This window comes from Microbacterium sp. C448, assembly GCF_000582705.2.
Taxonomy (GTDB): Bacteria; Actinomycetota; Actinomycetes; order Actinomycetales; family Microbacteriaceae; genus Microbacterium; species Microbacterium lacus_A.
This window is the reverse complement of sequence record NZ_HG779601.1, coordinates 1-3,394: the sequence shown is the minus strand read 5'-3', so window position 1 is coordinate 3,394 and position 3,394 is coordinate 1. Positions and strand designations below refer to the sequence as shown.

The window sequence follows — 3,394 nt, the reverse complement described above, 5'->3', positions numbered from 1 at the left end:
GGCGGGACCGGCATCCCCCGCCGCAACGCGCTGCTGCAGCTCGAGCACGGCGGTGAGCGCGGCGATCGACTCGGCGCCGCGCGTGGTTTGGGGAGCGAGGCGGGGCAGCTGGGACGTGTCGCCATAGCCGCCGTGCGTCTCGTCGCGGACGATTTCACCCGCGGACAGTTCGATCACGCGGCGCTGCATCTGGTCGACGAATCCGGCCTCGTGCGTGGCCATCACGACCGTGGTACCGCCCGCGTTGATACGCGCGAGGAGCTGCATGATGCCGATGGATGTCGCGGGGTCGAGGTTTCCCGTCGGCTCGTCGGCGAGCAGCACCTGCGGACGGTTGACGATGGCGCGAGCGATCGCGACACGCTGCTGCTCACCGCCCGAAAGTTCGTGGGGCAGGCGCTTCTCCTTGCCCGCCAGGCCGACGAGCTGGAGCGCCTCGGGGACGGCCTGCTGGATGAATCCGCGCGACGAACCGGTTACCTGCAGCGTGAAGGCGACGTTCTGAAACACCGTCTTCGATGTCAGCAACCGGAAGTCCTGGAAGACGGCGCCGACATGGCGACGGAAGTACGGAACCTTGCGGTTCGACAGGGTCGCGATGTCACGGCCGAGCACGACGACGCGACCTTCGGAGGGGACATCCTCGCGCAGCACGAGCCGCAGGCACGTGGACTTTCCGGATCCGGATGCGCCGACGAGGAAGACGAACTCGCCGCGCTTCACCTCGAAATCGACTCCGGCGAGGCCGGGTTTCGATGAACCGCGGTAGGTCTTGGTGACGCTTTCGAACCTGATCATGGCGATCCGAGCCTAAGCGCGGTCACGCCGTGACCTCCGAGCGACACCCAGTCGTGTCGGATGGCGTGCCGGATGTCTCGACTCAGTCGTCGATGGGACGCTTGCGCCAGCGGATGCCCGCCGCGATCAGCCCATCAAGGTCGCCGTCGAAGACTGCCGCGGGGTTTCCGACCTCGTAGCCCGTTCGCAGGTCCTTGACGAGCTGCTGACCGTAGAGGAAGTAGGAGCGCATCTGATCGCCCCAACTCGCGGTGATGACACCCGCGAGTTCCTTCTTCTTCGCCGCTTCCTCCTCGCGCTGCAGCAGCATGAGGCGCGTCTGGAGCACCCGCATGGCGGCGGCACGGTTCTGGATCTGCGACTTCTCGTTCTGCATCGACACGACCAGGCCGGTCGGAAGGTGCGTGATGCGCACGGCCGAGTCGGTCGTGTTGACGGACTGACCACCGGGACCCGACGAGCGGAAGACATCCACGCGGATGTCGCCTTCCGGAACGTCGACCTCGACGGCCTCTTCCATCACGGGGATGACCTCGACCGCGGCGAACGACGTCTGGCGCTTGTCGGCCGAGCCGAACGGGCTGATGCGGGCGAGACGGTGCGTGCCGGCCTCGACCGACAGGGTGCCGTAGGCATAGGGGGCGTCGATCTCGAACGTGGCCGACTTGATGCCCGCGCCCTCGGCGTAGGACGTGTCCATGACCTTGACGGGGTACTTGTGGCGCTCGGCCCACCGGAGGTACATGCGCATGAGCATCTCGGCGAAGTCGGTCGCGTCGTCGCCGCCCGCGCCGGAGCGGATCGTGACAACGGCCCCGCGCTGGTCGTATTCGCCGTCGAGGAGCGTCTGCACCTCGAGCTGGCCGATCGTCTCGGTCAGCTCGGCGAGTTCCTTGCGGGCCTCTTCGGCCGACTCCTCGTCATCCATCTCGAGCGCGAGTCCGACGAGCACCTCGAGATCGTCCAGGCGGCTCTCGACGGAGTCGATCCGCGCGAGCTCGGACTGACGGTGACTCAGCGCACTTGTGACCTTCTGCGCGGCATCCGGGTCGTCCCAGAGATCCGGTGCACCGGCGGCATCGCTCAGCCGCTCGATCTCTTTGCGGAGTGCGTCGACGTCCACCACCGCCTGAATGTCGGCGAAGGTGGCACGGAGCGCCTGGATTTCGGCGGAGAGATCGAAGTCAAGCATGACAGTCCAGACTAACGTGGATGCACGTGACCCATCGCCCGCCCGCGCCTCCCCCGGGCGACGGCTCTCGTCGAGAGACCGCGGCGGTGCTGGGGCGCTTCGCGCCGATGATCTACGGACCGACCGTTCTCTTCGCCGTCGGCGAGGGTGCCGTGCTCCCGCTCTTGCCCGTCCTGGCCGCGCGCCTCGGCGCCGACATCGCGGTCGCCGGACTCGTGGCATCCGCCCTCGTCGTCGGCCAGCTGGTCGGCAACCTGCCCGCCGGATGGGCCGTTTCTCGCATCGGCGAGCGCCTGTCGATGGCGATCGCGCTGGGTATCGCGCTGCTGGGTGTGGCGGGGGCGCTGCTCGCCCCGAATATCGGCGTGCTCATGGCATCCGTTCTGCTCATCGGGCTGTGCGCCGCAGTATTCGGGCTCGCACGCCACTCGTTCATGACCACGCGCGTGCCTCTCGCCTATCGCGCCCGCGCCCTGTCTCTCCTCGGCGGCACCTTCCGACTCGGCATGTTCGTCGGCCCGTTCATCGCCGCCGCGCTGCTCGCGATCTTCGGTACCGAGGACGCGGCGCTGTGGTTCTTCGGCATCTGCCTCGTCGCCACCGCCCTGCTCGTGCTGCTCGGGCCCGACCCCGAGACGCGGATCGCTGCAGAGGACGCACGGAACACACGGACGGATGCGTCGACACCGCGCACGGCCGATGACCGAGCCGCGGACCCCGAGGGTGTCGACCGCGCGACTGTCGATCCTGAAGACACCGGCGAGGCCGTCACGGGCTCGATCCCGGTGTCCGAGCGCGTCGGGGTGCTCCGCACGATGTGGCAGAACCGCGGCGTGCTCGCGCGGCTCGGACTGGCCGCGGCATCCCTGTCGTCCGTCCGGTCTGCGCGCCAGCTCGTCATGCCGCTGTGGGGCCTGTCGATCGGACTCGACGCCTCGACGATCGCGCTCGTCGTCGGCATCTCGGGCGCGATCGACTTCGCCCTGTTCTACGTGAGCGGGCAGATCATGGATCGCTTCGGACGACTGTGGGCGGTGCTGCCGTCGATGGTGCTGATGGGCGGCGGATTCCTCGCCCTGTCGGTGACGCATGACCTCACCGGTGCGGCCATGTGGTTCGCGGCGTTCGCAATGGTCCTCGCCGTCGGCAACGGCCTGTCGAGCGGCATCCTGCTGACGCTCGGAGCGGATGTCGCGCCCAAATCGAACCCCGCGCCGTTCCTCGGTTCGTGGCGCACCCTCACCGACGCGGGCGGCGCGGCGACCCCTCTGCTCGTCTCGGGCATCACCGCGGTCTGGTCGATCGGCGGCGCGGTTGCCCTGATCGGTGTGGTGGGGCTCGTGGGAGCAGCCGCGTTCTCGCGCTACGTTCCCCGGTTCGTGCCGCGCGTGCGCTGAGCCCGAG

Annotated in this window: 3 protein-coding genes; 1 reads left to right on the top strand and 2 read right to left on the bottom strand. The window is 68.5% G+C overall.

What is annotated here, in order from left to right:
- Together ftsE and prfB are read right to left on the bottom strand one after the other, a co-directional pair.
- Positions 1 to 798 (bottom strand): cell division ATP-binding protein FtsE (gene ftsE, locus MIC448_RS01700; RefSeq protein ID WP_036295132.1); only part of this gene is annotated, 798 nt, incomplete at its 3' end.
- An 82-nt stretch (positions 799 to 880) separates the two neighbouring features.
- A complete protein-coding gene (gene prfB, locus MIC448_RS01695; RefSeq protein ID WP_036295128.1) occupies positions 881 to 1,990 on the bottom strand; it encodes a peptide chain release factor 2 in 1,110 nt (369 codons plus the stop codon).
- A gap of 20 nt (positions 1,991 to 2,010) precedes the next feature.
- Between prfB and MIC448_RS01690 the strand changes: the two genes are divergently transcribed.
- Positions 2,011 to 3,387 (top strand): MFS transporter, encoded by a 1,377-nt coding sequence (locus MIC448_RS01690; protein WP_370651843.1) that lies wholly within the window; start codon positions 2,011 to 2,013, stop codon positions 3,385 to 3,387.
- Positions 3,388 to 3,394 lie beyond the last annotated feature (7 nt).